Annotated in this window: 1 pseudogene; it reads right to left on the bottom strand. The window is 65.6% G+C overall.

The annotated features are described in order from the left end of the window. Positions 1-116: 116 nt before the first annotated feature. Positions 117-1,000, bottom strand: a pseudogene (locus tag GBZ26_RS29515) (IS5 family transposase); the annotation flags it as partial.

Raw genomic sequence — 1,000 nt, 5'->3', positions numbered from 1 at the left:
TTTTCCCCCGCTTAGGCTTGAGAATGGGGGTTCTGAAGCCCGTTTTTATCAGAATGGAGCGTCTTTTCGCGCTCCGCGGCTGCCGGAACCGCCGTTCAGGCGGATTGCGGGCGTGATTATGCCGCTGCCAGCAGCTTGGGCAGGCGGATCAGGTTGTAGGCGGTGGCGGTCAGGGTGAACATCCAACCGACGGGCCGTGCCGCGATGACGCGTTTTGCGCAAGCCGGCTCCCTTGATCCAGCCGAACACCTCCTCGACCCGTTTGCGGATTCTCAGGCTGACGGCGTAGCCGGGATGGCGGGTGGTCCGGCCGTCGATCGCCGAACGGCGGTTGCTCGTGTTCTGCGCGATGTGCGCAGCGGCGCCCAGGCTGCGCATGTTCGCCACGAAATCCTTGGTGTCATAAGCCTTGTCGGCGCCCACCGTGATGCGGTGGCGGCCGGGGATGGCCTCGACCATGGAAACCGCCGCTTCGCGTTCAGCCAGACCGGTGGCCGCGGTGAGCCGGACATTCACCACCAGGGCGTGACGGTTCTCCATCAATGCATGGCCCATGAAGGCCAGCTTCGCCAGCTGCCCGTTGCCCTTGCGGTACAACCGCGCCTCAGGATCGCTGGTCGACGCATGGGTCTCGTTGGACCGCCTCTCGCCATGGAAGTCGCGGTCGCCGTTGCGCCCCGGCCCCGGCGGCTCGCCGCTGCCGTCCTTGGGCCGGAAGCTCTTCACCGACGCCCAGGCTTCGATCAGCGTGCCGTCCACCGAGAAATGCTCGTCCGACAGCAGCGCCTTGACCTTCGGCTGGCCCAACACGGTGGCCAGGAACTTGCCCGCCACATCGCCGGCCAGCAGGCGCTCGCGGTTCTTGGTGAACACGGTGACGTCCCATACCGGGGCGTCCATCGACAAGCCGACGAACCAGCGGAACAGCAGGTTGTAGTCGAGCTGTTCCATCAGTTGGCGTTCCGAGCGCACCGAGTAGAAGGCCTGGAGCAGCAACGCA

This window comes from Azospirillum formosense (assembly GCF_013340925.1).
GTDB lineage: Bacteria > Pseudomonadota > Alphaproteobacteria > Azospirillales > Azospirillaceae > Azospirillum > Azospirillum formosense.
The sequence above is the reverse complement of the archived record's forward strand: the minus strand, read 5'-3'. Positions and strand labels throughout refer to the sequence as shown.